General features: G+C 63.5%; 27 protein-coding genes and 2 tRNA genes. 8 read left to right on the top strand and 21 right to left on the bottom strand.

Annotation, left to right across the window (positions count from 1 at the left end; genetic code table 11):
• Positions 1–13: 13 nt before the first annotated feature.
• On the top strand, positions 14–988 hold the full coding sequence (locus AC2TC0_RS07220) for an NAD(P)H-dependent flavin oxidoreductase (protein WP_484716836.1): 975 nt from the start codon (positions 14–16) through the stop codon (positions 986–988).
• Here AC2TC0_RS07220 and AC2TC0_RS07215 read toward each other — a convergent pair.
• The 13 genes from AC2TC0_RS07215 to AC2TC0_RS07155 form a co-directional block, all read right to left on the bottom strand.
• Positions 985–1,452, bottom strand: coding sequence for an AHH domain-containing protein (locus tag AC2TC0_RS07215; protein WP_484716835.1), 468 nt, complete (start codon positions 1,450–1,452; stop codon positions 985–987). The two genes, AC2TC0_RS07220 and AC2TC0_RS07215, sit on opposite strands and share 4 nt — an antisense overlap.
• On the bottom strand, positions 1,449–2,195 hold the full coding sequence (locus tag AC2TC0_RS07210; protein ID WP_484716834.1) for a hypothetical protein: 747 nt from the start codon (positions 2,193–2,195) through the stop codon (positions 1,449–1,451). The genes AC2TC0_RS07215 and AC2TC0_RS07210 overlap by 4 nt, the downstream gene beginning before the upstream one ends.
• A gap of 144 nt (positions 2,196–2,339) precedes the next feature.
• The gene (locus AC2TC0_RS07205) at positions 2,340–4,277 is read right to left on the bottom strand and encodes a potassium transporter Kup (RefSeq protein WP_484716833.1); all 1,938 of its coding nucleotides are present in this window, start codon (positions 4,275–4,277) and stop codon (positions 2,340–2,342) included.
• Positions 4,278–4,329: 52 nt separating this feature from the next.
• Positions 4,330–4,980: a tetratricopeptide repeat protein gene (locus tag AC2TC0_RS07200; RefSeq protein ID WP_484716832.1), complete on the bottom strand. Its 651-nt coding sequence runs from the start codon at positions 4,978–4,980 to the stop codon at positions 4,330–4,332.
• Entirely contained in the window at positions 4,977–5,402 is a 426-nt protein-coding gene (locus AC2TC0_RS07195) for a cytochrome c-type biogenesis protein (RefSeq protein ID WP_484716831.1), read from the bottom strand. Before AC2TC0_RS07195 ends, AC2TC0_RS07200 begins: the two co-directional genes overlap by 4 nt.
• Positions 5,402–5,932, bottom strand: coding sequence for a DsbE family thiol:disulfide interchange protein (locus AC2TC0_RS07190; protein WP_484716830.1), 531 nt, complete (start codon positions 5,930–5,932; stop codon positions 5,402–5,404). The genes AC2TC0_RS07195 and AC2TC0_RS07190 overlap by 1 nt, the downstream gene beginning before the upstream one ends.
• Complete coding sequence (locus AC2TC0_RS07185; RefSeq protein ID WP_484716829.1) at positions 5,929–7,890, bottom strand: heme lyase CcmF/NrfE family subunit; 1,962 nt, start codon at positions 7,888–7,890, stop codon at positions 5,929–5,931. The genes AC2TC0_RS07190 and AC2TC0_RS07185 overlap by 4 nt, the downstream gene beginning before the upstream one ends.
• Positions 7,887–8,333: a cytochrome c maturation protein CcmE gene (gene ccmE, locus AC2TC0_RS07180; RefSeq protein ID WP_484716828.1), complete on the bottom strand. Its 447-nt coding sequence runs from the start codon at positions 8,331–8,333 to the stop codon at positions 7,887–7,889. Before ccmE ends, AC2TC0_RS07185 begins: the two co-directional genes overlap by 4 nt.
• Positions 8,330–8,467: a hypothetical protein gene (locus AC2TC0_RS07175; protein WP_484716827.1), complete on the bottom strand. Its 138-nt coding sequence runs from the start codon at positions 8,465–8,467 to the stop codon at positions 8,330–8,332. The genes ccmE and AC2TC0_RS07175 overlap by 4 nt, the downstream gene beginning before the upstream one ends.
• Positions 8,464–9,207 carry a heme ABC transporter permease CcmC gene (gene ccmC / locus AC2TC0_RS07170; RefSeq protein WP_484717473.1) on the bottom strand — a complete coding sequence of 248 codons (744 nt, stop codon included), beginning with the start codon at positions 9,205–9,207 and terminating at the stop codon, positions 8,464–8,466. Before ccmC ends, AC2TC0_RS07175 begins: the two co-directional genes overlap by 4 nt.
• Before the next feature lie 47 nt (positions 9,208–9,254).
• Positions 9,255–9,605 carry a YbaN family protein gene (locus tag AC2TC0_RS07165; RefSeq protein ID WP_484716826.1) on the bottom strand — a complete coding sequence of 117 codons (351 nt, stop codon included), beginning with the start codon at positions 9,603–9,605 and terminating at the stop codon, positions 9,255–9,257.
• Positions 9,606–9,631: 26 nt separating this feature from the next.
• Entirely contained in the window at positions 9,632–10,102 is a 471-nt protein-coding gene (locus tag AC2TC0_RS07160; RefSeq protein ID WP_484716825.1) for a MarR family winged helix-turn-helix transcriptional regulator, read from the bottom strand.
• The gene (locus tag AC2TC0_RS07155) at positions 10,099–11,232 is read right to left on the bottom strand and encodes an Acg family FMN-binding oxidoreductase (protein ID WP_484716824.1); all 1,134 of its coding nucleotides are present in this window, start codon (positions 11,230–11,232) and stop codon (positions 10,099–10,101) included. Before AC2TC0_RS07155 ends, AC2TC0_RS07160 begins: the two co-directional genes overlap by 4 nt.
• A gap of 155 nt (positions 11,233–11,387) precedes the next feature.
• On the opposite strand from AC2TC0_RS07155, the gene AC2TC0_RS07150 reads away from it, so the two are divergent.
• On the top strand, positions 11,388–11,792 hold the full coding sequence (locus AC2TC0_RS07150) for an addiction module antidote protein (RefSeq protein ID WP_484716823.1): 405 nt from the start codon (positions 11,388–11,390) through the stop codon (positions 11,790–11,792).
• Here the strand turns inward: AC2TC0_RS07150 and AC2TC0_RS07145 are convergent.
• Both AC2TC0_RS07145 and AC2TC0_RS07140 read right to left on the bottom strand, forming a co-directional pair.
• Positions 11,789–12,838: a Glu/Leu/Phe/Val family dehydrogenase gene (locus tag AC2TC0_RS07145; protein ID WP_484717472.1), complete on the bottom strand. Its 1,050-nt coding sequence runs from the start codon at positions 12,836–12,838 to the stop codon at positions 11,789–11,791. The two genes, AC2TC0_RS07150 and AC2TC0_RS07145, sit on opposite strands and share 4 nt — an antisense overlap.
• An 81-nt stretch (positions 12,839–12,919) precedes the next feature.
• Positions 12,920–12,996 (bottom strand) — tRNA-His (locus AC2TC0_RS07140).
• An 81-nt stretch (positions 12,997–13,077) separates the two neighbouring features.
• Here AC2TC0_RS07140 and AC2TC0_RS07135 point away from each other — a divergent pair.
• Positions 13,078–13,761 carry a prolyl hydroxylase family protein gene (locus tag AC2TC0_RS07135; protein ID WP_484716822.1) on the top strand — a complete coding sequence of 228 codons (684 nt, stop codon included), beginning with the start codon at positions 13,078–13,080 and terminating at the stop codon, positions 13,759–13,761.
• A gap of 494 nt (positions 13,762–14,255) precedes the next feature.
• On the opposite strand, the gene AC2TC0_RS07130 is transcribed toward AC2TC0_RS07135, so the two are convergent.
• Complete coding sequence (locus AC2TC0_RS07130) at positions 14,256–14,981, bottom strand: SIMPL domain-containing protein (protein WP_484716821.1); 726 nt, start codon at positions 14,979–14,981, stop codon at positions 14,256–14,258.
• A gap of 363 nt (positions 14,982–15,344) precedes the next feature.
• Here AC2TC0_RS07130 and AC2TC0_RS07125 point away from each other — a divergent pair, with 363 nt between their 5' ends.
• A complete protein-coding gene (locus AC2TC0_RS07125; protein WP_484716820.1) occupies positions 15,345–17,123 on the top strand; it encodes an ABC-F family ATP-binding cassette domain-containing protein in 1,779 nt (592 codons plus the stop codon).
• On the opposite strand, the gene AC2TC0_RS07120 is transcribed toward AC2TC0_RS07125, so the two are convergent.
• Positions 17,115–17,600, bottom strand: coding sequence for a DUF6456 domain-containing protein (locus tag AC2TC0_RS07120; protein ID WP_484716819.1), 486 nt, complete (start codon positions 17,598–17,600; stop codon positions 17,115–17,117). The two genes, AC2TC0_RS07125 and AC2TC0_RS07120, sit on opposite strands and share 9 nt — an antisense overlap.
• Before the next feature lie 91 nt (positions 17,601–17,691).
• Here AC2TC0_RS07120 and AC2TC0_RS07115 point away from each other — a divergent pair, with 91 nt between their 5' ends.
• A complete protein-coding gene (locus tag AC2TC0_RS07115; protein WP_484716818.1) occupies positions 17,692–18,252 on the top strand; it encodes a helix-turn-helix domain-containing protein in 561 nt (186 codons plus the stop codon).
• On the top strand, positions 18,213–19,442 hold the full coding sequence (locus tag AC2TC0_RS07110; protein WP_484716817.1) for a glycosyltransferase: 1,230 nt from the start codon (positions 18,213–18,215) through the stop codon (positions 19,440–19,442). Before AC2TC0_RS07115 ends, AC2TC0_RS07110 begins: the two co-directional genes overlap by 40 nt.
• A gap of 88 nt (positions 19,443–19,530) precedes the next feature.
• Here the strand turns inward: AC2TC0_RS07110 and secF are convergent, their stop codons facing one another.
• Genes secF through yajC form a run of 3 tightly spaced genes read right to left on the bottom strand, consistent with a single transcriptional unit; the run spans position 19,531 to position 22,515 of the window.
• Complete coding sequence (gene secF, locus AC2TC0_RS07105; RefSeq protein ID WP_484716816.1) at positions 19,531–20,511, bottom strand: protein translocase subunit SecF; 981 nt, start codon at positions 20,509–20,511, stop codon at positions 19,531–19,533.
• A gap of 15 nt (positions 20,512–20,526) precedes the next feature.
• Positions 20,527–22,152: a protein translocase subunit SecD gene (secD, locus tag AC2TC0_RS07100; RefSeq protein ID WP_484716815.1), complete on the bottom strand. Its 1,626-nt coding sequence runs from the start codon at positions 22,150–22,152 to the stop codon at positions 20,527–20,529.
• Between the two features lie 33 nt (positions 22,153–22,185).
• A complete protein-coding gene (gene yajC / locus AC2TC0_RS07095) occupies positions 22,186–22,515 on the bottom strand; it encodes a preprotein translocase subunit YajC (protein WP_484716814.1) in 330 nt (109 codons plus the stop codon).
• 173 nt (positions 22,516–22,688) lie between these two features.
• Here yajC and AC2TC0_RS07090 point away from each other — a divergent pair, with 173 nt between their 5' ends.
• Both AC2TC0_RS07090 and AC2TC0_RS07085 read left to right on the top strand, forming a co-directional pair.
• Entirely contained in the window at positions 22,689–23,006 is a 318-nt protein-coding gene (locus AC2TC0_RS07090) for a putative quinol monooxygenase (protein ID WP_484716813.1), read from the top strand.
• Between the two features lie 66 nt (positions 23,007–23,072).
• Positions 23,073–23,149 (top strand) — tRNA-Pro (locus tag AC2TC0_RS07085).
• 8 nt (positions 23,150–23,157) lie between these two features.
• Here AC2TC0_RS07085 and AC2TC0_RS07080 read toward each other — a convergent pair.
• The gene (locus tag AC2TC0_RS07080) at positions 23,158–24,288 is read right to left on the bottom strand and encodes a DUF1501 domain-containing protein (RefSeq protein ID WP_484716812.1); all 1,131 of its coding nucleotides are present in this window, start codon (positions 24,286–24,288) and stop codon (positions 23,158–23,160) included.
• Positions 24,289–24,292 lie beyond the last annotated feature (4 nt).

Here is a 24,292-nt window from a genome sequence, read left to right as displayed (position 1 = left end):
GGAGAATGCTGCCATGGCCCTGCCCCCCATTTTCGACCGTCTGCGCCTGCCCGTTATTGGTTCGCCGCTGTTCATCGTTTCGGGGCCGGATCTGGTCATTGCGCAGTGCAAAGCGGGTATTGTCGGCAGTTTCCCAGCGCTCAACGCGCGCCCGCAGGCGCAGCTCGACGAATGGCTGCACCGCATTACGGAGGAACTGGCCGCGTGGGACCGCGACAATCCCGATCGCCCTTCGGCCCCCTATGCAGTCAACCAAATCGTCCATCGCTCGAACGACCGGTTGATGGCCGACCTTGCCACCTGCGAAAAATGGAAGGTGCCGATCACCATCACCTCGCTGGGCGCTCAGGTGGAACTCAACGATGCGGTGCATCGCTGGGGCGGAATCACGCTTCATGACGTCATCAACGATCGCTTCGCACGCAAGGCTGTGGAAAAGGGTGCCGACGGCCTGATCCCGGTCGCTGCCGGTGCCGGCGGCCATGCCGGCACGCAGTCGCCCTTTGCGCTGGTACAGGAAATCCGCGAATGGTTCGATGGACCGGTCGCGCTATCGGGTGCGATTGCGCACGGCCGCTCGGTGCTCGCGGCGCAGGCGTGCGGTGCCGACCTTGCTTATATCGGCAGCGCTTTCATTGCCACGACCGAGGCTAACGCCGTCGAGGGCTATAAAGACGCGATTACCGAAGGGCGCGCCGCCGACATCGTTTATTCCAGCCTGTTCACCGGCGTGCACGGCAATTACCTGCGCAGCTCAATCGAGGCTGCCGGCATGGACCCCGACAATCTGCCCGAAGGCGACCTCAAGACGATGGATTTCGGGTCGGGCGGCAACACAGACAAAAAGGCGTGGAAGGACATCTGGGGATCGGGCCAGGGCATCGGCGCAGTCAAACAGGTGGGAAGCGTCGCCGATTTCGTGGCCAAGCTGGAGGGTGAATACCGCGAGGCCTGGGCACAGCTGCAGGCCAAAGTCCGGACCTTTTAGCCTTCTCCGAACATCGCCGCGATTGCCGCGTCCAGATAGGCGCGATCCGCGAACAGCCGCATCGGATCGCGCCGGTTGAGCCACAGATGCTGGCTGTGCCGATCGGTCAGCGCCCGGCGCAGCGCCGCCTGCAGCGTCCGGATGCGGTCCACAGTCGCCCACCGGCCCTCGGCCTTGCCCAAACAAGAACCCATGCGAATGGCCTCAAGCCGCGCCGCCACCACATCGGTGTAGGCCGGATGCGGCCCACGGTGAAGCGCATGCCCGAGGGCGACGGCATCGACCTCGCGCGCGGGCAGGTGCAAGCCGTTTTCGGCAAAGCGGCCAAGCCGCAGCCCATCGGCCTCCAGCGCCGTAAACATCGCCGCCAATTGCGCTCTACGGGTTAGTTCCAGCGGGATGAGGTGATGGCGCTGAAATCCATCCGGACATGCCGTTCGCTGGTGCCAGCGCCGCCCGGTCATTCCGCCAAAATCGTCACATATACGGTGCCACCATCGGGCCTCATCCTAATTCGTTCGCCCTCGACCAGGCCGGGAAAGCTGCGCGGCGCCTGGACCGCCCCATTGATCATGATGTCGATCGCCAGCCGCGCTACGCGTCGCAGCAACCCGGCCCGGTCCAACCCGGCTGCTTCGGTCGCGACCAGTTCCTGTCCCGCGAAATGGGCCAAGCCTTGCGTTTGCACGCCAGTCCCGTTCGTGGCGGGGTGAAAGGCCACGACATGGAGCACGGGCGGCATGCCGCTGGTCAGCATTTCGGTGACCGCTGCCTGAAACTGCCTTGCGTCAGACCATAAGCCAGCCGGCGACCAGTAAATCTGGTCGGCACTGCATAAGTCGATCAACAGTACTGCCAGTTTGAACAATTCCCGGCCGCACGAGACCCGGTCACCTGTGGACAGATTCAGTGGCACACATGCCAGCACCCGCCGGGTATCGACCACGTTGTTAAGCTCGGCCAAATCCGGCCGTGCTGGTCCGGCAAGCGCTCGTTGACTGGCAAAGCCGACTTCCAGCGGCGGATCGACAAAGAGTCCTGAGCAATCCGCTGTACTCGGAACACCTCCGCGCGGGTTAAGCCCCATGCGCCGAAACTCTGGTTCCAGCGTAGCCCGGTCCAGACGCCGGCCTTCACCGGCCAAAAACAGCAAATATGGCCGCTGCTGTTCTATCGTCGCAATCGGGATACTGCCCTTATCCGACATGCGGCTTGCGCCCTCCGACTGCGCGGGAAGGAATTGGCATCAACAATTCTTACTGCACCCTATAACTGTCATCGCAAGCCAGACGTCGGGTTTCAAACGGTTTCGCCCTGTTTCAACCAAAATGGCTAGAATCGGACCGGCACCTCAAATGGCCACCTGACTGCCCAATTCGACCACCCGGTTGGTTGGTAGGCGGAAATACTCCATCGCGCTTTCCGAATTGCGCAGCATCCACGCGAACAGTTTTTCGCGCCAGATTGGCATGCCCGGGGTGGGTGAGGCGATCAATGTCTGGCGCGACAGAAAGAAACTGGTCTCGATCATCTTGAACTGCGCGCCGCAGCCCTGAACCTGTGCCAGCGCGGCGGGCACATCGACCGGCTGCATAAAGCCATAATGCAGAATCAGCCGGTGGAACCCCTCGCCCATATCTTCAAGCTCCTGGCACTTGTCATTGTCGACATAGGGGACATCGGACACCTTGATCGTCAGCAAAATGATGCGTTCGTGCAGCACCTTATTATGTTTCAAATTATGCAGCAGCGCGTGCGGCACTCCGTCCGAAGAGGAGGTCATGAACACCGCAGTCCCCGGCACGCGCGTAGCGCTTTTGGCTGCCGAACCGATGAACATCGGGATGGGCATGACGCCTTCGGCCATTTCCTGATGCATCAACTTGCGCCCGCGCGACCAGGTGGTCAGCAGGGTGAAGATGATCAAGCCGATGACCAATGGTACCCAGCCGCCATCGGGTACCTTGAGCAGGTTTGCACCGAAATAGGCGACATCGACGATGAAAAACACGGCGAGCACCGGCAGCGCTTTCCACAACGGCCAGCGCCAAAGAGTAATCAATACGACGCTGACCAGACATGTGTCGATGAACATTGCGCCGGTAACCGCAATACCATAGGCCGCCGCCAGATTGCTTGACGATCCGAACGACACGACCAACACCACCACCATGACCATCAAGAACCAGTTCACCAGCGGGATATAGATTTGCCCCGCCGCCGATGCGCTGGTGTGCTCGACCCGCATGCGCGGGATGAAGCCCAGCTGGATCGCCTGCTGCGTCAACGAAAAGGCACCCGAAATCACCGCCTGGCTGGCGATGATGGTAGCGAGCAGCGCCAACACCACCACTGGAATGCGCCAATCATCGGGCATCATCAGGAAAAAGGGGTCCTTGATAAGGCGGGCGGCTTCGGCAGTATCAGCGCCCAGGACCATTGCCCCCTGCCCCATATAGTTGAGCATCAGGCAGGGCAGCACAAACGCGAGCCAACTCGTTCCAATGGGGGCGCGTCCGAAATGGCCCATATCGGCATAAAGCGCCTCAGCCCCTGTCACCGCCAGCACCACCGCGCCCAGCGCGACAAATGCCGTCCAGCCATCATAATAGAAAAACCGCAGCGCATTTACCGGGTTTAGCGTCTCGAATATGATCGCCGGATTGCCCACGATATGCATCACGCCCAGCACCGCCAGCATGGTGAAATAGGCAATCATAATCGGGCCGAAAAATGCCCCCACCTTCGCGGTCCCGCGCGACTGGATCGCAAATAGTGCGATCAAAATGGCGAGCGCGATCGGGATGATATAGGCGCGGAAGCCTTCGTCGACATAGCTCAGCCCCTCGGTCGCCGACAATACCGACATAGCCGGGGTGATCATGGAATCCCCGTAGAATAACGCGGTCGCGAATACCCCGAGCATCACAATCGGCCACGACCAGCGCGCGCCTTCGGACTGGCGGTTGATCAGCGCTAGCAACGCCAGTGACCCGCCTTCACCCTTATTATCGGCCTTCATGATGGTCAGGACATATTTGAACGTCACCACCAGCATCATTGACCAGAAAACCAGGCTCAGGACGCCGACGATGTGCAACTGGTCTGGCTCGATTGGATGATGGCCGGAAAAGGTTTCGCGGAAGGCGTACAGCGGGCTGGTGCCGATGTCACCGAACACCACGCCCACCGACCCGATGGCGAGCTTAGCAAAGCCGTCGCGGTGATGGTCCTGCCCGTCGGCCGACGCGCTGGCGCCCATGGGTGCTGAGTGCGACTCGCTGGCCATCGGCGCGCCTTAAACCAAGCCAACGGACCGCGAAAGCGGCAAAAATGGCGCTCTATGGTGCCGCGCTAGCGGGAGGTGGCGGCTGCGGCGTGCGCATCGCGCGCAGTTGCGCCAACCGCGCTTCCAAATCACTGCGCCACGGCGCGTCAGCGGGCGAGCGCGCGAGCAACTGGTTCCACACCGCCTCCGCTCCGGCCAAGTCCCCCCCACGCGCCATTGCCAGTCCGGCGAAGAATGGTGGCGCGGGGTGATCCGGACCGCGCTTGGCGGCTTCGTCAAACGCTAGCGCCGCCGCCGGGGTCATCATACCCCCGCCATGCTCGACATAGGCATTGGCGAGCGCAACCCAAAGATCGATGTTGTCTGGATATTGTTTTAGCCCGCCTTCCAGCGCCTTGATGGCGAGGTCATGCCGATTTCGTCGCGCCATCGCATCGGCGATCCCGAGCCACTGCCCTGCCTCACCAAAGCGTTCGCGCATTTGGCCCTGGTTGCTCTCGATGGTCTCGCCAAAGCCTTCGGCCGCGCTCGTAGTCGCCGCCAGCTTGCCAGGCAGTTCGGGCGAGCCGTACAGTGCGTATCCCGCCAACCCCAGCATCAGTGCCGCAGCAGGCACAGTGCTCGACGCCCTTGGAATGCGGCCCAGCCACAGCATCAGCCCGGCGGTCAGCACCGCTGCTGCAAGTAGCCAAAGCCAGATCATGGCCGCTCCTCCGCACCGTCGTCACTTTGACGAAAACGACTTCGCGCCAGCCACAGCCCCGCCAGCAGGAACAGCAATGGTCCGACCCACAAGAACCAGGTCGCGCTCGCAAATGGCGGATTATAGGTCACCCAGTTGCCATAGCGCGCGATCAACCATTTGCGGATCGCGTCGGGGCTTTCGCCCGCCGCAATCTTGCTACGCACCTCGTGCCGCATGTCGCCGGCCAGCGGCGCGTCGCTGTCTGCAATCGACTGGCCTTGGCACACCAGACAGCGCAGCTCGTCCATCAGCGCCTTGGCCTTGGCCTCCTGCGCGGGATCATCAAGCTGTTTGTAGGCCAACGGCGCGGGCGGGAGGCGGTCTTGTGCAGCGACCGGCGCAGCCACCAAAGCCATGAGCAAAAGCAGCAGCCAACGCATTACCGCATCGCCTCCAGCTTGCGCTGAATCTCGGGCACCATTTCAGGGGTGATAATGCCCTGGATCTGCTCGCGGATGATGCCCTTTCCGTCGACCAGAAAGGTCTCGGGCACGCCCGAAGACCCTAGCGCGATTTGGACGCTGCTCTGCATGTCAGCACCGATGCGCTGGAACGGATTGCCGGTTTCAGCCAGGAAAGCCGCTACATCCTCTGGACGGTCGCGAATGGCGATACCATCGATGGGAACGCCTGCGCGCGCCAAAGCCTCCAATTGCGGCGCTTCGGCCTTGCACGGGATGCACCAGCTGGCAAACACATTGATCAGGCGCGGTCGCCCATCAGCCAGATCGCTGCTCTTCAGTCCAGGTATTCCTGCCGTCGCCGGTGGCAGGTCGAATAGCGGCATGGGTTGATCGATCCAGCGCGACTGGATCAACTTGTCCTCGGGGGTCGCCAGCCGATAGATGAACATACCGAACAACAGCGACACAATCGCCAGCGGAGCAAAGAGGAGCCAACGCCGCTTCACGCGAAACGCGCCTCTGCCTTGGCGCGACGTCGGCGCTTCCACCGGTCGAACAACTGCGCGCGGCCCAACATCGCCAGCGTTCCACCCAGAGCGATCATGCCGCCGCCGATCCAGATCCAATAGACAAGCGGCATCCACTTTACGGCAATTTGGTACCGCGTTGGCCCCTGGCTACTTACTGCCTGCCCGATATTGGCAAACAGATGCCCTCCCGCCAACGTGATAAAATCGGCTTCTTTGGTCTCGACCGGCGCGCCGCCCATCAGCCCGGGATAGTCGCGCGCCTGCGGCCGGAGCACGCGGTCAATGCCACCGGGCGAAATTACTCTCAGTTCGGCGTCAACCGCTGTCCAGTTCGACCCCGCCGCTGGCTTCACGCCGACAAACTGAACTTTATATGGGCCAACGGCAATGACATCCCCCGGTGCGGCCGCGACCAGCCGTTCCTGGATGAAGGCTCGCTCGGCAGCCATTCCGGCGAGCCCCACCGCGATGCCCAGATGCGCGATGACCATCCCCCAAATGGTTAGCGGCGTGCGGCGCAGGTTGCGTTTCCATAGTGGCGCGATGCTGCCCACCGCAACAAACGCCGCGACGACCATGCCCAGCAAGGGCAGAACACCCACGCTGCCACCAAATACAATCAGCGCTGCCAGCACCAACATCGCCGCTGCAACCATAGCCGGCAACCGCGCCAGCAGTACACTGCCATCATCGCGCCGCCACTTCAGCAGCGGACCCATTACCATCAGGCTGAACAGGATCAGCGCAATCGGACCGGTGACAGCATTGTAATAGGGTGGGCCAATCGACACCTTCTCACCCATCGCTTCGGCGACAATCGGATAGAGGGTGCCCAGCAGCACCACCGCAAGTATTACGGTCAGCAACAGGTTGTTCGCCACCAACGCGCCCTCGCGGCTGAGCAACGCAAACTTCTTCCCCTCGGCCAGCGATCCGGCTCGCAAGGCGAATAGCGTCAGCGCGCCGCCAATATAAATCGCCATCAGCGCCAGCAAAAATGCACCGCGTTCCGGGTCGACGGCAAAGCTGTGCACACTGGTCAGCAGCCCCGACCGAACAATGAAGGTGCCCAGCATCGACATGGAAAAGGCAACCACTGCCAGCATCACCGTCCAAGCGCGCAGCGCGTCGCGCGTCGCCGTCACGCTGACGGAATGGAGCAGGGCCGCGCCTGCAAGCCAGGGGATCAGGCTCACATTTTCGACCGGGTCCCAGAACCACCAACCGCCCCAGCCCAGCTCATAATAGGCCCAATAGCTGCCTGCTGTGATGCCCAGTGTCAGGAAAATCCAGCTGCCCAGCACCCACGGCCGCATCGCGCGAGCGAAATTGGGGCCAATTTCGCGCGTGATCAGCGCGCCGACGGCAAAGCTGAACGCTACCGACAGGCCGACATAGCCGATGTAGAGCGTCGGCGGATGAAAGGCCAAGCCAATGTCCTGCAACAGCGGGTTTAGCCCCGCGCCATCGGGCGGCGCGACCGGCAGGCGATTGAATGGGTTGGACGAAAACAGCAGGAAGGCAAAGAAACCAAGGCTAAGTGCCGCCTGCGCAGTCAGCGTAGCGATCAGCGTGTCATCGCGCAGCCGCTTTTCAAACAGCGCTACCAATCCGCCCGACAAACCCAAAATGGTCAGCCACAGCAGCATCGAGCCTTCATGATTACCCCAGGTACCCGCTACCTTGAAAATCATGGGCTTAAGGCTGTGGCTGTTGCGCGCAACCAGCTCGACAGACATGTCGCTGCGGATGAACAGCGCCATCAGCAGCGCGAAAGACAGAAGGGTCAAAACGCCTTGCGCCACCATCGCCGGGCGCACCAGCGCTGCCAACTCAGGCTTGGGCACACGCAAATGCAGGGCCCCCGCCAGCAGCGCAAGGCAGGCGAGCGCCGCCGCCAACCACAGCAGGGCGTGGCCAATTTCAGCAATCATGCGGTCGGCTCGGTGACGCTTTTGCCCGCATCCTTGGGAATGTCGCCCATCTGCGGCGGCATATAACGCTCGTCATGCTTGGCCAGGATACGCGTCGCGACAAATGTGCCGTCAGCGCGCAGCTCGCCATCCGCGACCATGCCCGATTCTTCCTTGAACAGGTCGGGGACGATGCCGGTGAACTCAACCGGCAGACTGGCTTTGCCGTCGGTGGCAACAAAGCGGATCGACACGCCGTCGGGCAGGCGCTGAATGCTGCCCTTTTGTACCATGCCGCCCAGCCGCATGGCTTCACCGACTGCCGCCTGCCCGGCGCGCACTTCGTTCGGCGTACGGAAATAGGCCGCTTCATCGCGCAGAGCCCCGGCCGCGAGCAGGCCGGCGCCCGCTACCGCCACCGCCGCCAGCGAAGCCAATACCAACCGCTGATGTTTCGCTTTCATTCGCGCTCCCGCTTCAGCGCATCGGCGCGCTGCTCTGCTTGACGCATGGCGCGCCAACTCGTTCCCAGCACGGCCACTGTGAGCAGTGCAGTCAGGACATAGGCGGCAATTACAAAATCCCACTGATCGTTCATGCGGGCAGCGGCTCCTCATCGGCCAGCCGCCGCAACCGGGCGCTGACGCGGTTCGCGGCTATCTGTGCGCGCATGCGCATCAGCACAATCGCCCCGAACAACAGCGAAAAGCCCACGACCGTGAAGCCAAGTGGCCACAGGATTTCGCCATCGATGCTGGACCCACGCACCGTGATACTGGGTCCTTGGTGCAAACTGTTCCACCACACTACGCTGCGGTTGATGATCGGGATATTGATCGCGCCGACCAGCGCATAAATGGCCGCGCCGCGAGAGATTGAACCGCCGTCACGACCATTGCCATTATCGCTGTTCGCCAGCGCGATGAATCCGGCATAGAGGAACAACAGCACAAGCATCGACGTCATCCGCCCGTCCCATTCCCACCAAGTGCCCCAAGTGGGCTTGCCCCATATGGAGCCCGTGATCAGGCACAGCGCGGTGAACAACATCCCCGGCACGGCAATAGCCCTCGCCGCGATCCCGGCGAGCGGATGCCGCCAGACCAGCTGTACCAATCCGCTAATCGCTAGCGCCGTCCAGCCGCCCATCCCAAGCCAAGCGGCGGGGACATGCACATAAAGGATACGGACGGTTTCCCCCTGCAGATAGTCGGCCGGCGTTTGAGTAAGCCCGGCCCATGCGCCAATCAGCACCAGCCCCAAACCCAGGCCCGCAAACCAGATGGTCAGCGGACGGGCGATGCGCAGAAACCGGGTGGGATTGGCATAGGCGTGCATATCAGGCACGCGTCTTTATGCGAGCCACTGTGCGCGGTCCAGTGATTCTAGGCATCGGGGCGCGACCATAGCCATGGTAGGCAAATGCTGGCCGCCAGCACCGGTGCCAGCGGCCATGGCCATGGCGCAAACATCAGGCTGACAGTGATACCCGCCAGAAACGCCGCCAATGCACCCAGCTTGCCCCTACGGCTGATCGCGCCGCGTTCGCGCCATGCTACGATGTGTGGCCCCATGCGGGGATGCTCGATCAACCAACCCTCCAGCCGCGGTGATGAGCGCGCAAAGCAATAGGCCGCAAGGATCACCAGCGGAACCGTTGGCAACAGCGGAACGAAGATACCGATGCCGCCCGCAATCAGTGCGAGCCAACCGCCAACAAGATAGATGATGCGCACGGCGTGTGATGCGCCATGCTGGCGAGTCAGGCAAGGCCATCGCGCAGGTTGCGCTGGGCATCTAGGTGCGCCCGCAAGTCCGCCAACGCATCGGCGTGATCGAGCAGCGCGGCAATATCATAACCGCCGAACAGTTCGCCTTGCAGCGATGCCAACCGCTGTCGCGCGTCGGCGTGGGCGGATTTCCCGGCATCCGTAATGCGCAGCCGCTTCGACCGGCCGTCGGCAGCATCATCCTCGACCCGCGCCAGGCCTTTGCCCGCAAGGCGCCCGATGGTTGCGGTCATCGATGGCTTGCTGACCTGAAATGCGCGCGCCAACCGCGTGGGCGTCTCGCCGTCGCCGCGCCGGACCATGTGGTTCAGCAGACTATATTCGCTCAGCCCCAGCTGCGGCGCCAGTACGCGCGTCGCCGCCGCCGAGGTCAGCTGGTTGATGATGGCAATATCGGTTAGCAGTGCGACAAGACGCGCGCCCTGATCGGCGGATAAAGTCATGCTGCGACCAAATGGGTTTTGAGTGGCCAGCGGGGCGTGGGTTCGGGAAAGAGCGCATAGCCGATGCGCGCCAGCATCTGCACCACAGCGCCATCGCGTGCGCCCAGCCGTTCGTGCACCTCGGCGTAGGGCCCGGTCATGGCCTTGGTCTCCTGCAAAGCCTGACTCAGCGGATGAATAGCGATGCCCAGCGCTTGCGCCTGCAAATTCATCCGCACCCAGCGGCGCCCGGCGGCAATCTGTTCGGCGCGGCTGTTCCCCGGCGTGACCAGCCAGACATGGCCCTGCGCCGACCCCATGATCGGTTTAAACATGTCGATGCCCTGCTGAAATGCGGTTGTGCCGGGGGTATCGAGCGTTTCGCGGGTGATCACCCCGGTCATCTTCCCCAACCCCATGAACAGACCACCAAGCTCGATCCCATCGGGGTTGGCCACAATCTCGGCGTTGCCAATGCGCATCAGGTCGATGCTTTCACGGCGCATCGCCGCGTCGCGATATTCGGCCATCCACGCCTCCCACGTCAGTTCGCGCAGTGCTGCAATGCTGGCCGGATCAACCGATCCACCAGCCACCACGCCTCCCGCTACCGGCTCGCCGACCAACCGCCCTAGGGCGTCAGCTGTTACCGGTTTCACACTGTAAACCTCCTTGGTCGACCGCCGAGCCAGCGCATGTTCGAACAGCGGGTCGGGCCTTTCGGCGGGATTGCGGATCAGCTGGACGCTGGCCACACGGCGTGCATCCAGACGCGGTTGGGGTTCACCATCGGGCCACAGCGTAACGACGCTGGAGTAGCCCTTCGCCGCTGCAGCCATAACCAGCAACTCGATCATGCAGCCGAACCCGACGACAATCTGCCGGTCGAACGGATCGGTTTGCGGCAAGCGGCGTGACAGATCGCAGCTGATATCGATGCGGTCTTCGTCAATCAGTCGATATTGCCACGGCTGGCGGTTATGCGGATTGGGCGCGAGGATGGCGTAGGCCAGCGCGTCGAGGCGCGGGTCGCCCAGCGCTTTGCCTGCATCGCGCCACGGCTGGGTTGCGCTCGCCGTTCCGGGCCACCAGGCGAGCGTTCCCGTCCCAGCGGTCACGACGGCGGCCGCACCGCCAGTGATAAGCAGCATGCGGCGATTGACGAGGGCCATAGCAAAAGTCTCCTGCGTTCGAGTCGCTTTATCGTTAGTTGCCTAACTAACATAAAGCAAGACATTGCTCGATATTACTTATTGCGACTTATTCGCATTTGCATCACAAGCTGAAACCAGAAGGAGTGTATCGCATGTCCCATCCCCAACTCGCCGCCTTGGCCTCACCATCGCTTGCCAGTATGCCGCCGTGTGCGCACCGGCTGGTGCGCGCTTTTCGTGTTGCCGGGCTAGCATCGACTCAGGACGGCGATGCGCAGCCGCGGCTGGTCGACTTGCTTGGCTCCCCCAATGCCGCCAGCTGTTTCCGCCTGCTGCTATCGGGCATGGCGCATGTCTGGCCCGACCCGCTGACCGTGTTCCGTCCCTGCTGCCCGCGCCTGACCCATGATGAGGCAGCGTTGCTGGCCATGGTAGGCCATGCCAGCCGCCATGACCGCCGCGCGTTCGACGACGCCATCGGCGAGATGATCGCCGAGGACGCGCGTGAGTGGCTGTTCGTCACCGCCGCGCGGCTCGCGGCGGCGCTGCGGGCCTAACCCCGCCCGATCAGCTTTTGCGCCATCCGGTCGGCGACCACCGAGGCCGGTGTACCGCTGGCCTTGCTCTCGGCCCAGATATTGGCGAGGCGCGCCGGGATCTGGTGGATACGGCCCTCGACCTCTTCGCGGCTGCCTTGCCCTAGATATTCGAGCGCGACATTGATGATGCCGCCTGCATTAATCACATAGTCGGGGGCATAGGTGATACCGCGGTCGTGCACACGCTGGCCGTCGGCGGCGGTCGCCAGCTGGTTGTTGGCGCCACCCGCGATGATCGGGGCTTTCAGCCGGGCAATGCTCTGCTCGGTCAGGATTGCGCCCAGCGCGTTGGGGCTGAAGACATCGGCATCAACCTCCATGATCGCCGCGGAATCGGCCAGATCAGCGCCCAATTCGTCCGCGAGCGCCTTGGCACGACCCAGATGCACATCGGCGAGTGTGAGCCTCGCGCCCTCCGCCGCCAGCCGCCGCGCCACGCCGCCGCCCACGCTACCCACGCCCTGAATGGCGATGCGCACGCCCGCCGCGCTGTCGGTGCCGAGGTGATGCTGGATGGCGGCCTTGATGCCCAAATAAACACCCAGCGCGGTCAGCGGCCCAGGGTCGCCGCCGGCCGCCCCGCTCGCGACCGGCAGGCCCGAGACATGGCGCGTCTGCTGTGCAATGGCGACCATGTCGGCATCGGTCATACCGACATCTTCGGCGGTGACATAAGCGCCGCCCAGCCGTTCGACGGCGCGGCCAAAGGCGGCGAGCATTTCGGGGGTCTTGGCCTGCCCCGGCGCCGCCAGGATCACGCCCTTGCCCCCGCCCATAGGCAGGCCAGCCATAGCGTTTTTGTAACTCATCCCGCGCGACAGGCGCAGCGCGTCGGTGACGGCAGCGGCGCGGTCGGCATAATGCCAGAAACGTACTCCGCCCGCACCGGGGCCAAGGTGCGTCGAATGGACAGCAATGACCGCCGTCAGCCCGCTCGCCGCATCGCGAAAGCAGGTGACATGTTCATGGTCATCGAAATCGGGAAAGTCCCACACCGCCGTCATTGCTGCCCCCATTTGCCAAAGCAAGGAAATTACGGGACTGTGCAATAAAGCAATAGGGCAGGCGTGTCACGCGGGGAAAAATGGGGCGACCAACGGGGCTCGAACCCGCGACCTCCGGTACCACAAACCGGCGCTCTAACCAACTGAGCTATGGTCGCCACGAAGGCGGCGCGATAAGCGCGTTTGCCGCCGTTCGTCAAGCATTGTTCGCGCCCCGCGTGCGCGCTAGACCCGCGCCGATGGCCGCATCGTATCCCCCCGCCGACCTGATCCCATCGGGTGCGGACATGACCGCGGCGCGGCTGCGCGCCGTGCCGGGGATGCGCCGCGCGCCGTCGTCCAAGCTCGACCAGTTCATCCTGCCGCGCTTCCTGTCGACGGACGCGTGCGCCGCGCTGATCGAGCGGATCGACCGCGACCTCAAGCCCTCCACCATCGCCGACCCCAACGGCGATGATGCATTCCGCACCAGCAGCACGTGCGACCTTGACCATAGCGACCCCGTGGTCATCGCGCTGAACCAGCGGCTGCACGATCTGGCCGGTATCGCCCTGCCTTTTGGCGAACCCATCCAGGGGCAATGCTATGACGTGGGGCAGGAATTCAAAGCCCATACTGACTATTTCGACCCCGGCGGGATGGACTGGGAAAAATTTTGCAGCGTGTCGGGCCAGCGCAGCTGGACGATGATGATCTACCTCAACGAACCAGCTGCAGGCGGTGCAACACGGTTTCTGGCGACGGGCAAAATGCACCAGCCCGAAACGGGCAAGCTGCTCGCGTGGAACAATATGCGCGCCGACGGGCACCCCAACCCCGACACACTCCATCACGGGATGAAGGTTCGCAAGGGCCGCAAATATATCATCACCAAATGGTTCCGCGAGCGGCCATGGCCGTGGGAGCCGGGGGTGTTAGAATAAGGCGGATTCTTCAGAAAATTGACGCCTACCTATACCCCTTCCCCCGCTTAGCCTGACGCTTGGTTCCGACGAACCCACGAAGAGAACGCTTTTGCCGCGTTGCGGCGTGCAAAACCCCCGCAATTCTCACAAAGTTGAAGCACCCCCCCCCTATCCCCTTCCGTCGCCATAATCGCAGCATGCAGGCGGTTAAGGATACAAGGGATACCGTCACCCCAACCCCATATGTATCCTTTGTCGCTTTAAGGTCAGGACCTTGCTTGAGGACAAGAAGCCGGACTGCTGGCACCGGAACGGACGATGCGAAAGAGCGCGTTCCATCGTCATGGCACATCGTGGCAGGTGTAGGAAAGCGGTTTTGCGCGAAGCTCGGAAAGGCGCGTGCGTAAGGCAGCGCAGAGAAAAAATCGGGGAATTGCAAGAGCATGTCCCCGGAAATGCATCTCTAACCACGCGCAGCGCGATCGCCCAATAGGAAGACCCCGGCTCGGCGTTTACCGCACCAACCGATATTGCACCTGCACCGTCAGCGTATTCCCCACCTCGCCCGCCTGAATCGGCGCGGCGAATTTGGCGTCGGCCATTTCGGCGCGCGCCATCATTGGCATCGGCTGCGGCGGGGGCATCCAGGCGCCGCCTTCGGTCAGCGTGACGAGGCGCGCTTCGCGGTATCCGGCCAGCCGGGCATAGTCGGCCGCCTTTGCGTTCGCCTTTGCCATCACCTTCGCGCGCGCGCCGTCGAGCAGCGCGTCGGGGTTGGCGACGTAGAAATTGGGCCCGCTGATATTGGTGCCGCCCGCCGCAATCATTGCGTCAATCAGGCCGCCCAGCGCCTTGATGTCGCGGGTGACGACATTGACCTGATTGCTTGCCTGATAACCGATTAGGCGCGGCGGTTGGCCTTGTTCCTGCGGCCGGTAATCATATTGCGGCGAAATGTTGAGCTGGCTGGTCTGGATGTCGCCATCGCGAATGCCCGCTTTTTTGGCCGCGGCGATCAGCTTGTCCATAGCCGCGCTATTGGCGCGCAGGGCTTCGACCGCGGTCGGCGCGCTGGTGGTGACACCGGCACCGATTTGCGCGCGGTCGGGGGCCACCTTGACCTCTTCGCTGACCGCAAAGCTGATGAGCGCGTTGTCGGCGGGGGCCTGCGCCTGCGCCATTGCAACAGCGGGGAAAGCAGCGGCAGCAGCGGCGGTGGCGATGAGCAAGTTACGCATGTATTTTATTCTCCTGACACCGGACCACGCCCGGCGCTGCGCCAATGCAGCGAGCGCGCTTGCACGATGCTGAACGGGCCTGTAGCGCGCCGTTCATTATGGGTCAGGACCTACCAAATGCGCGTTCGAGGTTTGAGGCCATTTTGCTCAGTGCGAGGCGGCAAGCGAAGGTCATATGCCGATATTACCGAGCTGGCCAACGACGCAATGGGCAAAATGGACCAAATCCTGGGGACGCCGAAATGGCTTCGATCTCGAAGCGAAATGCCCTTGCGGGTAGCTCTGCTACCCGACGGCGGACATTTCCCTCCGACATCTTCGCCATTTCGACGCCTCGAACGCGCATTTGGTAGGTCCTGACCCGTGGCCGCTCCTGTCCTATCCTATGAGAATTTGGGTCTTGTGCAAGGCAGCGGCTGGCTGTTCCGCGACCTTAACATTTATGTCGGGGCAAGCGACCGGTTGGCGCTGATCGGGCGCAATGGCGCGGGCAAGACCACGCTGATGAAGCTGCTCGCGGGGCGGATCGAGCCCGACGAGGGCAAGCGGGTGATCGTGCCGGGCACCAATGTCGTGATTTTGGAGCAAGAGCCCGATTTCCGGCCGTTCGCAACGTTGATGGACTTTGCGACGCACGGGGCCAATGGTCCCGCCGAACATGCCGTCGACGCCATCGCAACGCAGCTGGGCATCGACATGGGCCGCGCCGCCGCCAGCGCGAGCGGAGGCGAACGTCGCCGCGCCGCCATCGCGCGTGCCATCGCGCTGGAGCCCGATGTGCTCCTCATGGACGAGCCGACCAACCATCTGGATCTGGCCGCGATTGATTGGCTGGAGGGGTGGCTGGCGCGCTATTCGGGTGCGTTTGTCGCAATCAGCCATGACCGGACATTCCTGACGCGGTTGACGCGCCAGACTTTGTGGCTCGACCGCGGAGCGATCCGCCGCAAAGAGATCGGCTTTGGCGGGTTCGAGGCGTGGATGGAGGCCGTCTATGCCGAAGAGGTGCGCGCCGCCGACAAGCTTGATGCCAAGCTGCGGCTGGAGGCGCACTGGCTGGAGCGCGGCGTCACGGGAAGGCGGCGGCGCAATCAGGGGCGACTGGAAAAGCTGAAAGAAATGCGTGCCGCCCGCGCGGCGATGATCGGCGGGCCGGGGGTGGCCAAGCTGGGGCTCGCCAATGATGATGTGCGGTCGAAATCGGTGATTGTCGCCGAAGCGGTGAGCAAATCCTTCGATGGCCGAACGATCATCAAGGATTTCACCTTTCGCGTGCAGCGCGGTGACCGCATCGGGCTGGTCGGCGCGAATGGCGCGGGCAAGACAACGCTGCTCAAGCTGCTGACCGGCGAAATTGCGCCAGACGGCGGCAAGGTGACGCTGGCCAAATCGCTGAACGGCATCATCATCGACCAGCAACGCAGCCTGATGGCGCCCGAGCGCAGCGTGCGCGACATTTTGGCCGACGGCGGCGACTGGGTCGACGTGCGCGGCGAGAAGAAGCATGTCATCGGCTATTTGAAGGATTTTCTGTTCGAACCCGGACTGGTCGATGCCAAGGTGGGCGCGCTGTCGGGCGGCGAACGGTCGCGGTTGTTGCTCGCGCGCGAATTTGCGCGCGAATCGAATTTGCTGGTGCTCGACGAGCCGACCAACGACCTCGACCTGGAAACGCTCGACCTGTTGCAGGAAGTCATCGCCGATTATGACGGCACCGTGCTGCTGGTCAGCCACGACCGCGACTTTCTGGACCGCACCGTCACCGTGACGCTGGGGCTCGACGGAAGCGGCAAGGTCGATATCGTCGCGGGCGGCTATGCCGATTGGGAGGCAAAGCGCGCGCCGGTGCGCGCCGCCAAATCCGCCAGCAAAGCTGCACCCGCACCTGCCGCCCCCGCCGCGCCGCGCAAAAAGCTGACCTACAAAGACCAGCGCGATTATGATCTGCTGCCCGCGCGGATTGAGGAAATTGACCGGCAGGTCGCGGTGGCAGAGGCTGAACTGGCGGACGGCAGCCTGTTCAACCGCAACCATGCCCGTTTTGTCGCGCTGACCGCCGAACTCGACGCACTGCGCGCTGAAAAAGACGCAGCGGAGGAGCGGTGGTTGCTGCTGGCGGAAATGGTCGAGGAGTTAGGATAAACCGTAAAACTCCGCCAGCCGGTCGAGCGCTAGCGTCAGCACGATGCGGCCTGCACGCGCGGGCCAGCCCAGACCGCGCTCGGCGTCGGGCATCGGCTCGCCGGCACAAACGACACGCCAGCAGATGTCGGCAAGACCCGGCCCTGCGGCCGCCAGCGCGCGGTGGAAGCGGTCGTGCGCGTCGATGCGGCCGTCGGCGGCCGCGCTGGCCCGCGCACCGCTGCGTTTGCCGGCGGCGGGCGGCGCATCCCAGCGCATGGTGACCCGTGCACCAAGCCCCGCGCGTTCATAATCGTCGCGCAGTTTTTCGCCCGCCAGCAACTGCCGGTCGCTGAGCTTGCCGCGTGCATGCAGCCAGGCGAGCGGGCTTTCGGCCAGGTTGACGGTGACGACGCGGCAGGCGGCGCGGGCCAGCTTTTCAGGATCGCGCTGGTCGTCCGGGTGGATGCGGCTGGCAAACATTGGTCGGGGGGACATGACGACTCCATCTTCATGGTTGGCATCACCCCTTGACATTGGCGATAAATGTAGGAAACAGAAAACCGATTTGGTTACGAAAGAAAATGCGATGATCAATAGCATCCGCGCCGTGCGCCGCGCCAAGGGATTGACGCTGGAGGATGTGGCGGCACGCTGTGTGCCGCCAACGACAGCGCAGACGATCGGGCGGCTCGAAACCGGCACGCGCACGCTCTCGCTCGGCTGGATGAACCGGATTGCAGCGGCGCTGGGGGTCGATGCCAGCGAGTTGGTGCAATTGCCGACCGACACGCAGCTGACCATCACCGCGCTGCTGGGCCCGGATGGCGCGCAGGCGCCAACGCGCGTCGAGGCGGCCGCGACGACGCGCGCGACGCCCGATCTGGTCGCCGTGCGCGTCACCGGATCGATTGGCGATTACCGCGCGGGCGATGAGATCTGGTGCCGCCCGCTGGAAGGCGACTGGGCCGCCGCGCTCAACCGCGACATATTGGTGCCGCGCCCGGCGGGCCGCTTTATCTTCGCCCGGCTGCTGAACGTCGATGGCGAAAAGCTGCATCTGCTCCCCCTCGGCGCCGGGCAGCGGCAGCAGGTAGTCGTCAATCCGGCGTGGGCGGCGGTGGCGGTGCGGCTGATCCGCGCGCTGTGACGCCGCTGCGCGTCCTGTCGCTTGCGACCTTGTTTCCGGATGCTGCGCGGCCCAATTTCGGGCTATTCGTGGAACAAAGCCTGCGCGCGCTGGCGGCGCAGCCAGGAGTCGAGCTGACGGTGGTTGCGCCGCGCGGCGTGCCGCCATGGCCGCTGTCGCTACATCCGCGCTACCGCGCGCTCCGGATGCTGCCGCGGCAAGACGATTGGCACGGCTTGCACGTCCACCGCCCGCGCTTCAGGCTGATTCCAGGCCGCGCTGCGCGCAACCCGGCCGCAATTGCGCGTGCGGTGTTGCCGCTCGCCCGCCGCCTCCATGCCGTTGCGCCCTTCGCCGTTGTTGACGCGCAATTTTTCTACCCGGACGGCCCGGCAGCGATGCACATCGCCGCAGCGCTGGGGCTGCCCTTTTCGGTCAAGGCGCGCGGGGCGGACATCAGCCATTTTGGTCACACACCTGCGACCGCGCCGCAAATATCGGAGGCGGCGATTAAGGCAGCCGGATTGCTCGCCGTGTCGGCGGCGATGCGCGATGATATGGTCGCCATCGGCATCGATCCGGCCAAGGTCTCCGTCCATTACACCGGCATTGACCGTGCGCGCTTTTGCCCCGGCGATCGCATCGCCGCGCGCGCCGCGCTGGCAAGGGAACTGGAACTGGGACCAGGCAATCGCCCGTTGATTGCCAGCGTCGGCGCGCTCATCCCGCGCAAGGGCCAGGCATTGGTAATCCAGGCATTACCCGAACTACCCGGGGTCACCTATCTGCTGGCCGGAACTGGCGACAGCGAGGGCGAGTATCGCGCCATGGCAGCGCGGCTGGGCGTTGCCGACCGGGTGCATTTTCTGGGGCCAGTGGCGCACGCCGACCTACCGCAGCTCTATCGCGCCGCTGACGCCATCGTCATGCCGTCGGTCAGCGAGGGACTGGCCAATGCCTGGGTCGAGGCGCTGGCATGCGGCACGCCGATTGTCATCAGTGATGCAGGCGGGGCGGCAGAGCTGGTGACGTCGGATGTGGCGGGGCGAATTGTCGAGCGTACACCAAAGGCCATTGCGATGGCGGTGCGCGACTTGCTCGCCACCCCGCACGACGCCGCCGCGGTGTCCGACACTTTGGGCGACCGGTTCAGCTGGGACCGCAACGGCCGCGAACTAGCGGAGCATTTGCGTCGAATCGTTTCTCTCTAATTCGTCATTGCGAGCGGAGCGAAGCAATCCAGGGGCGGTTTACTCGGCTCTGGATTGCTTCGCTCCGCTCGAAATGACAGTGAGACAGTTAAACCACCGCCCCGTCATCGTTGCGCGTCACCCGTTCGCCGCCGGCAATCGCGGCGCTGGTTTTGGGCACGAAGCTGTCAGGGCCGACCTTCAGCCACACCAATATCGGTGCCGCCATATAGATGGACGAATAGGTGCCGATGAAAATCCCCAGCAGCATCGCCGCCGAAAAGCCGAAAATGACGTCGGGGCCCAGGAACACCAGCACCGACAGCGCCATAATGATGCTGGTTGCGGTCATGATGGTGCGCGACAGCGTTTCGTTGGTCGACAGGTTCAAAAGCGCAATCACGTCCATCTTGCGATATTTTTTGAGATTTTCGCGCACCCGGTCGAACACAACAATGGTGTCGTTCAGCGAATAACCGATGATCGTCAAAATCGCCGCGACGATATTCAGGTCGAATTGCAATTGCGTCAGCGCGAAAAAGCCGAAGGTCAGCGTGACATCGTGGAACAGCGCGAACAGCGCGGCAATGCCGAACTGCCATTCAAAGCGGATCCAGATGTAAAGGCTGATGCCGAGCATCGCGAGCGCCAGGCTGATCACGCCGGTGCGCAGCAACTCGGTTGAAACCTTGCCCGACACAGTTTCCACTGCGCCCGTTTTGGCACTGGGATAGGCCGCCTTGATGCCGGCGACCAGCTGGCGCCCCGCCGCTTCAGCCGAAGCTCTATCGCCCTCAGGCAGCGCCGTGCGGATGTTAACGGCATTCGAATTGCCGAACTGCTGGATGGTCGCTTCGCCCAAACCGATGGCGTCGACTTTGTTGCGCAGCTCATCGATATTGGGCGCGCCCTGAGCGAATTCGACGCGCACCGACTGGCCGCCGACAAAGTCGATGCCGAAGTTCAGGCCGCGCGTCGCGACCAGCGCAATCGAGGCGATAATCGACAACAGGCTGATCGCCATGGCGACGTTGCGCCATTTCAGGAAATCGATGTTGGTGTCGTCGGGGACAAGTTTGAGCAGGCGCATAGCTTTGGCCTTCGCTTAAATGGTGATCGTCGTGGGACGGTTGCGGCGCAGCCAGTGCGCAACAAACATCCGCGTGACAGTAACGGCGGTGAAAACCGAGGTAACGATGCCGATGGTCAGCACCACGGCAAAACCCTTGATCGGGCCCGACCCGAACCAGAACATCAGCGCCGCGGCGATGACGTTGGTGACGTTGGCGTCAAAGATCGCGCGGCTAGCCTCTTTATAGCCGGTATCGACGGCGTCGATAATCTTGCGCCCGCGCTTTAACTCCTCGCGGATGCGTTCGTTGATCAGCACGTTGGCGTCCACCGCCGCGCCGATGGTCAGCACGAAGCCCGCAATCCCCGGCAGCGTCAGCGTCGCATTAAACGCCGCCATCACCGCAATGATCAGGAAGATGTTAAAGACCAGCGCGACGTTCGCATAAATGCCAAAGCGGCCATAGACGACCACCATGAACACGAGCACCGAGACGGTCGCAATGATGCCGGCCAATGTGCCCTTGCGGATTGAATCGGCGCCCAGTTCGGGGGTTACGGTGCGTTCTTCGACAATTTCCATCTTCACCGGCAGCGCGCCCGAGCGCAGCGCAATGGCCAGATTATTGGCGGTATCGACGGTGAAGCTGCCCGAAATCTGCGCGGTGCCGCCCAATATAGGCTCGTTGATCGACGGTGCCGACAAGATTTTGCCGTCGAGCACCATGGCAAAACGCTTGTTCACATTCTGCGTCGTTACGCGGGCAAAGGTATTGGCGCCGCCGCTGTCAAAGCTGATCGTCACAACCGGCTGGCCCGATTGCTGGTCAAATTGCTGCTGCGCGTTGATCAGCTGTTCGCCGCTGATCATCACCTGGCGGTTGAGCACCTCAAAGCTGCCCTCCTGTCCGCTTGAGGCGGCATAGGGCACGACTTCGCTGCCCACCGGCGCGCGGCCGGCCGCAGCTTCGGCCAGATTGGCATTTTCATCGACCATGCGGAATTCGAGCCGCGCGGTCTGGCCCAGCAAATCCTTGAGCTGCTGCGGGTCCTGAAGGCCCGGCACCTGCACCACGATGCGGTCATTGCCCTCACGCACGATCGTTGGCTCGCGCGTGCCAAGCGCGTTGACGCGGCGGTCGACAATATCGCGCGCCGAATCCATCGCACTGGCAATCGCGGCATCGCGCCCGGCGTTGGTGGCGCGCATCACGACGCGGGTGGTGTCGACAAAGCTGACGTCCCAGTCGCGCTGCGCCGACAATTGCCCGCCGGTGGCCACACCCTGCGTCAGCCGGTTGACGCGCTCGCGCGCCTCGTCAAGCTGGGTGAGTTCACGCACGACAAAGCTGATCTGGCCATTGCCCCGCGTCAGATTGGCGATGGCGACATCATCGTCGGGGCCAGGCTCGCCGCGCATCGCCTGACGAATGCTGCGTTCCATTTTCTCCAGCTGGACATTGTCAAAGTCGCTGAGGTCGGCTTCGAGCAGCAGGTGCGAACCACCGGCAAGGTCGAGCCCAAGGTTCACGCGCGACTGCAAAATGCCGGGCAGCTGTTCGGTCGTCTTTTCGGGCAGGAAGCTGGGGATGGTGAAAATGATGCCAAGCAGCAGGATGATGCTGATGCCAATCGTTTTCCAGCGGGGGAAATCTAGCATATCTGGGAAATTCCGTTCAGGCGCCGACGCGCATCAGTCGTTGGCGGGTTTGCCGCCGGGCAGGATGATGTCGGCGAGCGTCGATTTGACCACCTTCACCTTCACGCCGGTCGCGATCTCAATATCGACATAGTCGGCATCAACCTTGGTCACCTTGCCGACCACGCCGCCTGCGGTAACGACCTGATCGCGCACCTTGACCGCGTCAATTTTGGCGCGGTGCTGCTTCATCCGCACCTGCTGCGGGCGGATCAGGAACATGTAAAAGACCAGGAATATCAGCAGATAGGGTACCAGCATCAGCCAGCCAGCCGCGCCCCCGCCAGCGGCCGCAGCCTGGGTCGAAATCAGCAAATCAGTCATGATAGTCGGACTTCCCGTCATTCTGTTTGGGCCTGGGGACAAGCGCCCGAGCCTGAAAAATGTGCGGCGCGCCTATCACGGGGGCGCAGCCCGCGCAACCGCGCGGCCATCCCCCTTGGCAAGCCAATTGGAAGGTGGGATGACCGCCACGGGAATCAAGGGAGGAAGACACGATGATCCTCGTCGAAGGTTGGGCGCGCATCGCGCCGGGCGAAATAGAACGCATGCGCGATGCGATTGTCGCGATGGTCACCGCCTCGCGCGCTGAAGATGGCTGCCTGGATTACAGTATGGCGATCGACCTCACCGACCCTGCGGTGCTGCGCATCGCCGAACGCTGGGTCGATCAGGCCGCGCTCGACTATCATTTCACCACGCCGCACATGGCGGCATTTCAGGCGGCCTTGGGCGCATCGCAGGCCGAAGCCATCGCCGTCTATCGCTATGACTGCGGTGACAGCGGCCAGCCCCTGGTGGTGCGCGGCGTTTGACGCAAGCCCCGCTTGCATCACCGCGCCAGCCGCGCTAGGGGCGCGCTCTGCCCGCACAGGGCCGGTCGGGACGTAGCGCAGCCTGGTAGCGCATCACACTGGGGGTGTGGGGGTCGGAGGTTCGAATCCTCTCGTCCCGACCATTTCGATTTCACACCAAGTCCGGATAAAGCGCGCGCCGCACCGCGTGCGGTTCCAGCCCGTAATGCGCGGCAATAGAGCTGCTGACTTCTATCTCCAGCGATGCTGTCGGCCGCAAATCGCGCCCTTCATACAGCGCGCCTGCGCCCAGCCCCGGCCAGTCGGCCTGCACCCTCCCGCCGCCGCTCAAATTGCCGCCCAGCAGGAACAGCGCCGATGCGGTGCCATGATCGGTCCCGCCGGTGCCATTGACCGCCGCCGTCCGCCCGAATTCGGTGGCGACGATCACCAGCGTGCTCGCCCATTCCGCTCCCAACCCGCCTTTAAGCGCCACCAGCAACGCGTCGAGCCCGCGCGCCTGCACGCCCAGGCGCTGCTGCTGGCGGCTGTGCGTATCCCACCCGCCGGTTTCGATCATCATCACGCGCGCGCCGTCGCTGCCCGCCATCAGCCGCGCCGCAAGCTCGCCCAGCTGCGTGCCGTTGCGGCCGTTGTTGCCGCCAATGTCGCCCGCCAGTTCCTTGGTCTCGACCGCCTGCTGCCAGATCGGCCCCAGCTGTGCATCGCCGCCATAGAGCAGCGACAGGCGCATCAGCAGATCTTCGTCAATGCCCGGCAGGCGCGAGGGCGCATAGTTGGCAGCGTCGTGGCTGCCGCGCAGCGCCAGCGGCACGGCGGCGGCGATACCGACCGCGCGCGCCTCGCCGGACGGGAGCAGGCCGAGCATGCGGTTGAGCCAGCCGTCCTTACGCGCATAGGGCGCGGTGCCGCCCGATTCGAGGATATTCTGGCCATCAAAATGCGACCGGTCGCGGTAGCTGGTGGCAACGGCGTGGACGATGCGCGCTTCCTTCGCGGCGAACATCGCCGCCGTGCCCGTCAGCTCGCTGTGCAGCGCGAACATGCCGTCCAGCTTGGCTCCCGGTTCAGCCTCGGCCAACAGTGCGCCGCGCAAAGTGGCGAGCGCCGGGTCGCCGACCGGGGGCACCAGCGCTAACCCGTCGGCTGCGCCGCGCTGGATGATGAACACGAGCCGTTTTGGCGTCGCTGCCGCACCCCAGGCCAGGCCGGGCAATGTGGCAGTCATAGCGCCGACACCGGCAAAGGCGAGCAGACGGCGGCGGGGCAGGATCAAGGTCATGGCA

This window comes from Sphingopyxis sp. sgz302558, from assembly GCF_057220455.1.
This window is presented reverse-complemented; position numbering and strand designations above follow the sequence as displayed.

Excerpts from the sequence above, each read along its gene's own strand:
- AC2TC0_RS07195 (WP_484716831.1), bottom strand. The coding sequence starts at position 5,402 with ATGCGTTGGCTGCTGCTTTTGCTCATGGCTTTGGTGGCTGCGCCGGTC.
- AC2TC0_RS07200 (WP_484716832.1), bottom strand. The coding sequence starts at position 4,980 with ATGATCTGGCTTTGGCTACTTGCAGCAGCGGTGCTGACCGCCGGGCTG.
- ccmC (WP_484717473.1), bottom strand. The coding sequence starts at position 9,207 with ATGCACGCCTATGCCAATCCCACCCGGTTTCTGCGCATCGCCCGTCCG.
- AC2TC0_RS07185 (WP_484716829.1), bottom strand. The coding sequence starts at position 7,890 with ATGATTGCTGAAATTGGCCACGCCCTGCTGTGGTTGGCGGCGGCGCTC.
- secD (WP_484716815.1), bottom strand. The coding sequence starts at position 22,152 with ATGCTAGATTTCCCCCGCTGGAAAACGATTGGCATCAGCATCATCCTG.
- AC2TC0_RS07080 (WP_484716812.1), bottom strand. The coding sequence starts at position 24,288 with ATGACCTTGATCCTGCCCCGCCGCCGTCTGCTCGCCTTTGCCGGTGTC.
- AC2TC0_RS07210 (WP_484716834.1), bottom strand. The coding sequence starts at position 2,195 with ATGTCGGATAAGGGCAGTATCCCGATTGCGACGATAGAACAGCAGCGG.
- AC2TC0_RS07220 (WP_484716836.1), top strand. The coding sequence starts at position 14 with ATGGCCCTGCCCCCCATTTTCGACCGTCTGCGCCTGCCCGTTATTGGT.
- AC2TC0_RS07145 (WP_484717472.1), bottom strand. The coding sequence starts at position 12,838 with ATGACGGCGGTGTGGGACTTTCCCGATTTCGATGACCATGAACATGTC.
- yajC (WP_484716814.1), bottom strand. The coding sequence starts at position 22,515 with ATGACTGATTTGCTGATTTCGACCCAGGCTGCGGCCGCTGGCGGGGGC.
- AC2TC0_RS07160 (WP_484716825.1), bottom strand. The coding sequence starts at position 10,102 with ATGACTTTATCCGCCGATCAGGGCGCGCGTCTTGTCGCACTGCTAACC.
- AC2TC0_RS07150 (WP_484716823.1), top strand. The coding sequence starts at position 11,388 with ATGTCCCATCCCCAACTCGCCGCCTTGGCCTCACCATCGCTTGCCAGT.
- AC2TC0_RS07115 (WP_484716818.1), top strand. The coding sequence starts at position 17,692 with ATGATCAATAGCATCCGCGCCGTGCGCCGCGCCAAGGGATTGACGCTG.
- AC2TC0_RS07090 (WP_484716813.1), top strand. The coding sequence starts at position 22,689 with ATGATCCTCGTCGAAGGTTGGGCGCGCATCGCGCCGGGCGAAATAGAA.
- secF (WP_484716816.1), bottom strand. The coding sequence starts at position 20,511 with ATGCGCCTGCTCAAACTTGTCCCCGACGACACCAACATCGATTTCCTG.
- AC2TC0_RS07215 (WP_484716835.1), bottom strand. The coding sequence starts at position 1,452 with ATGACCGGGCGGCGCTGGCACCAGCGAACGGCATGTCCGGATGGATTT.
- AC2TC0_RS07135 (WP_484716822.1), top strand. The coding sequence starts at position 13,078 with ATGGCCGCATCGTATCCCCCCGCCGACCTGATCCCATCGGGTGCGGAC.
- AC2TC0_RS07175 (WP_484716827.1), bottom strand. The coding sequence starts at position 8,467 with ATGAACGATCAGTGGGATTTTGTAATTGCCGCCTATGTCCTGACTGCA.
- AC2TC0_RS07130 (WP_484716821.1), bottom strand. The coding sequence starts at position 14,981 with ATGCGTAACTTGCTCATCGCCACCGCCGCTGCTGCCGCTGCTTTCCCC.
- AC2TC0_RS07120 (WP_484716819.1), bottom strand. The coding sequence starts at position 17,600 with ATGTCCCCCCGACCAATGTTTGCCAGCCGCATCCACCCGGACGACCAG.
- ccmE (WP_484716828.1), bottom strand. The coding sequence starts at position 8,333 with ATGAAAGCGAAACATCAGCGGTTGGTATTGGCTTCGCTGGCGGCGGTG.
- AC2TC0_RS07155 (WP_484716824.1), bottom strand. The coding sequence starts at position 11,232 with ATGCTGCTTATCACTGGCGGTGCGGCCGCCGTCGTGACCGCTGGGACG.
- AC2TC0_RS07205 (WP_484716833.1), bottom strand. The coding sequence starts at position 4,277 with ATGGCCAGCGAGTCGCACTCAGCACCCATGGGCGCCAGCGCGTCGGCC.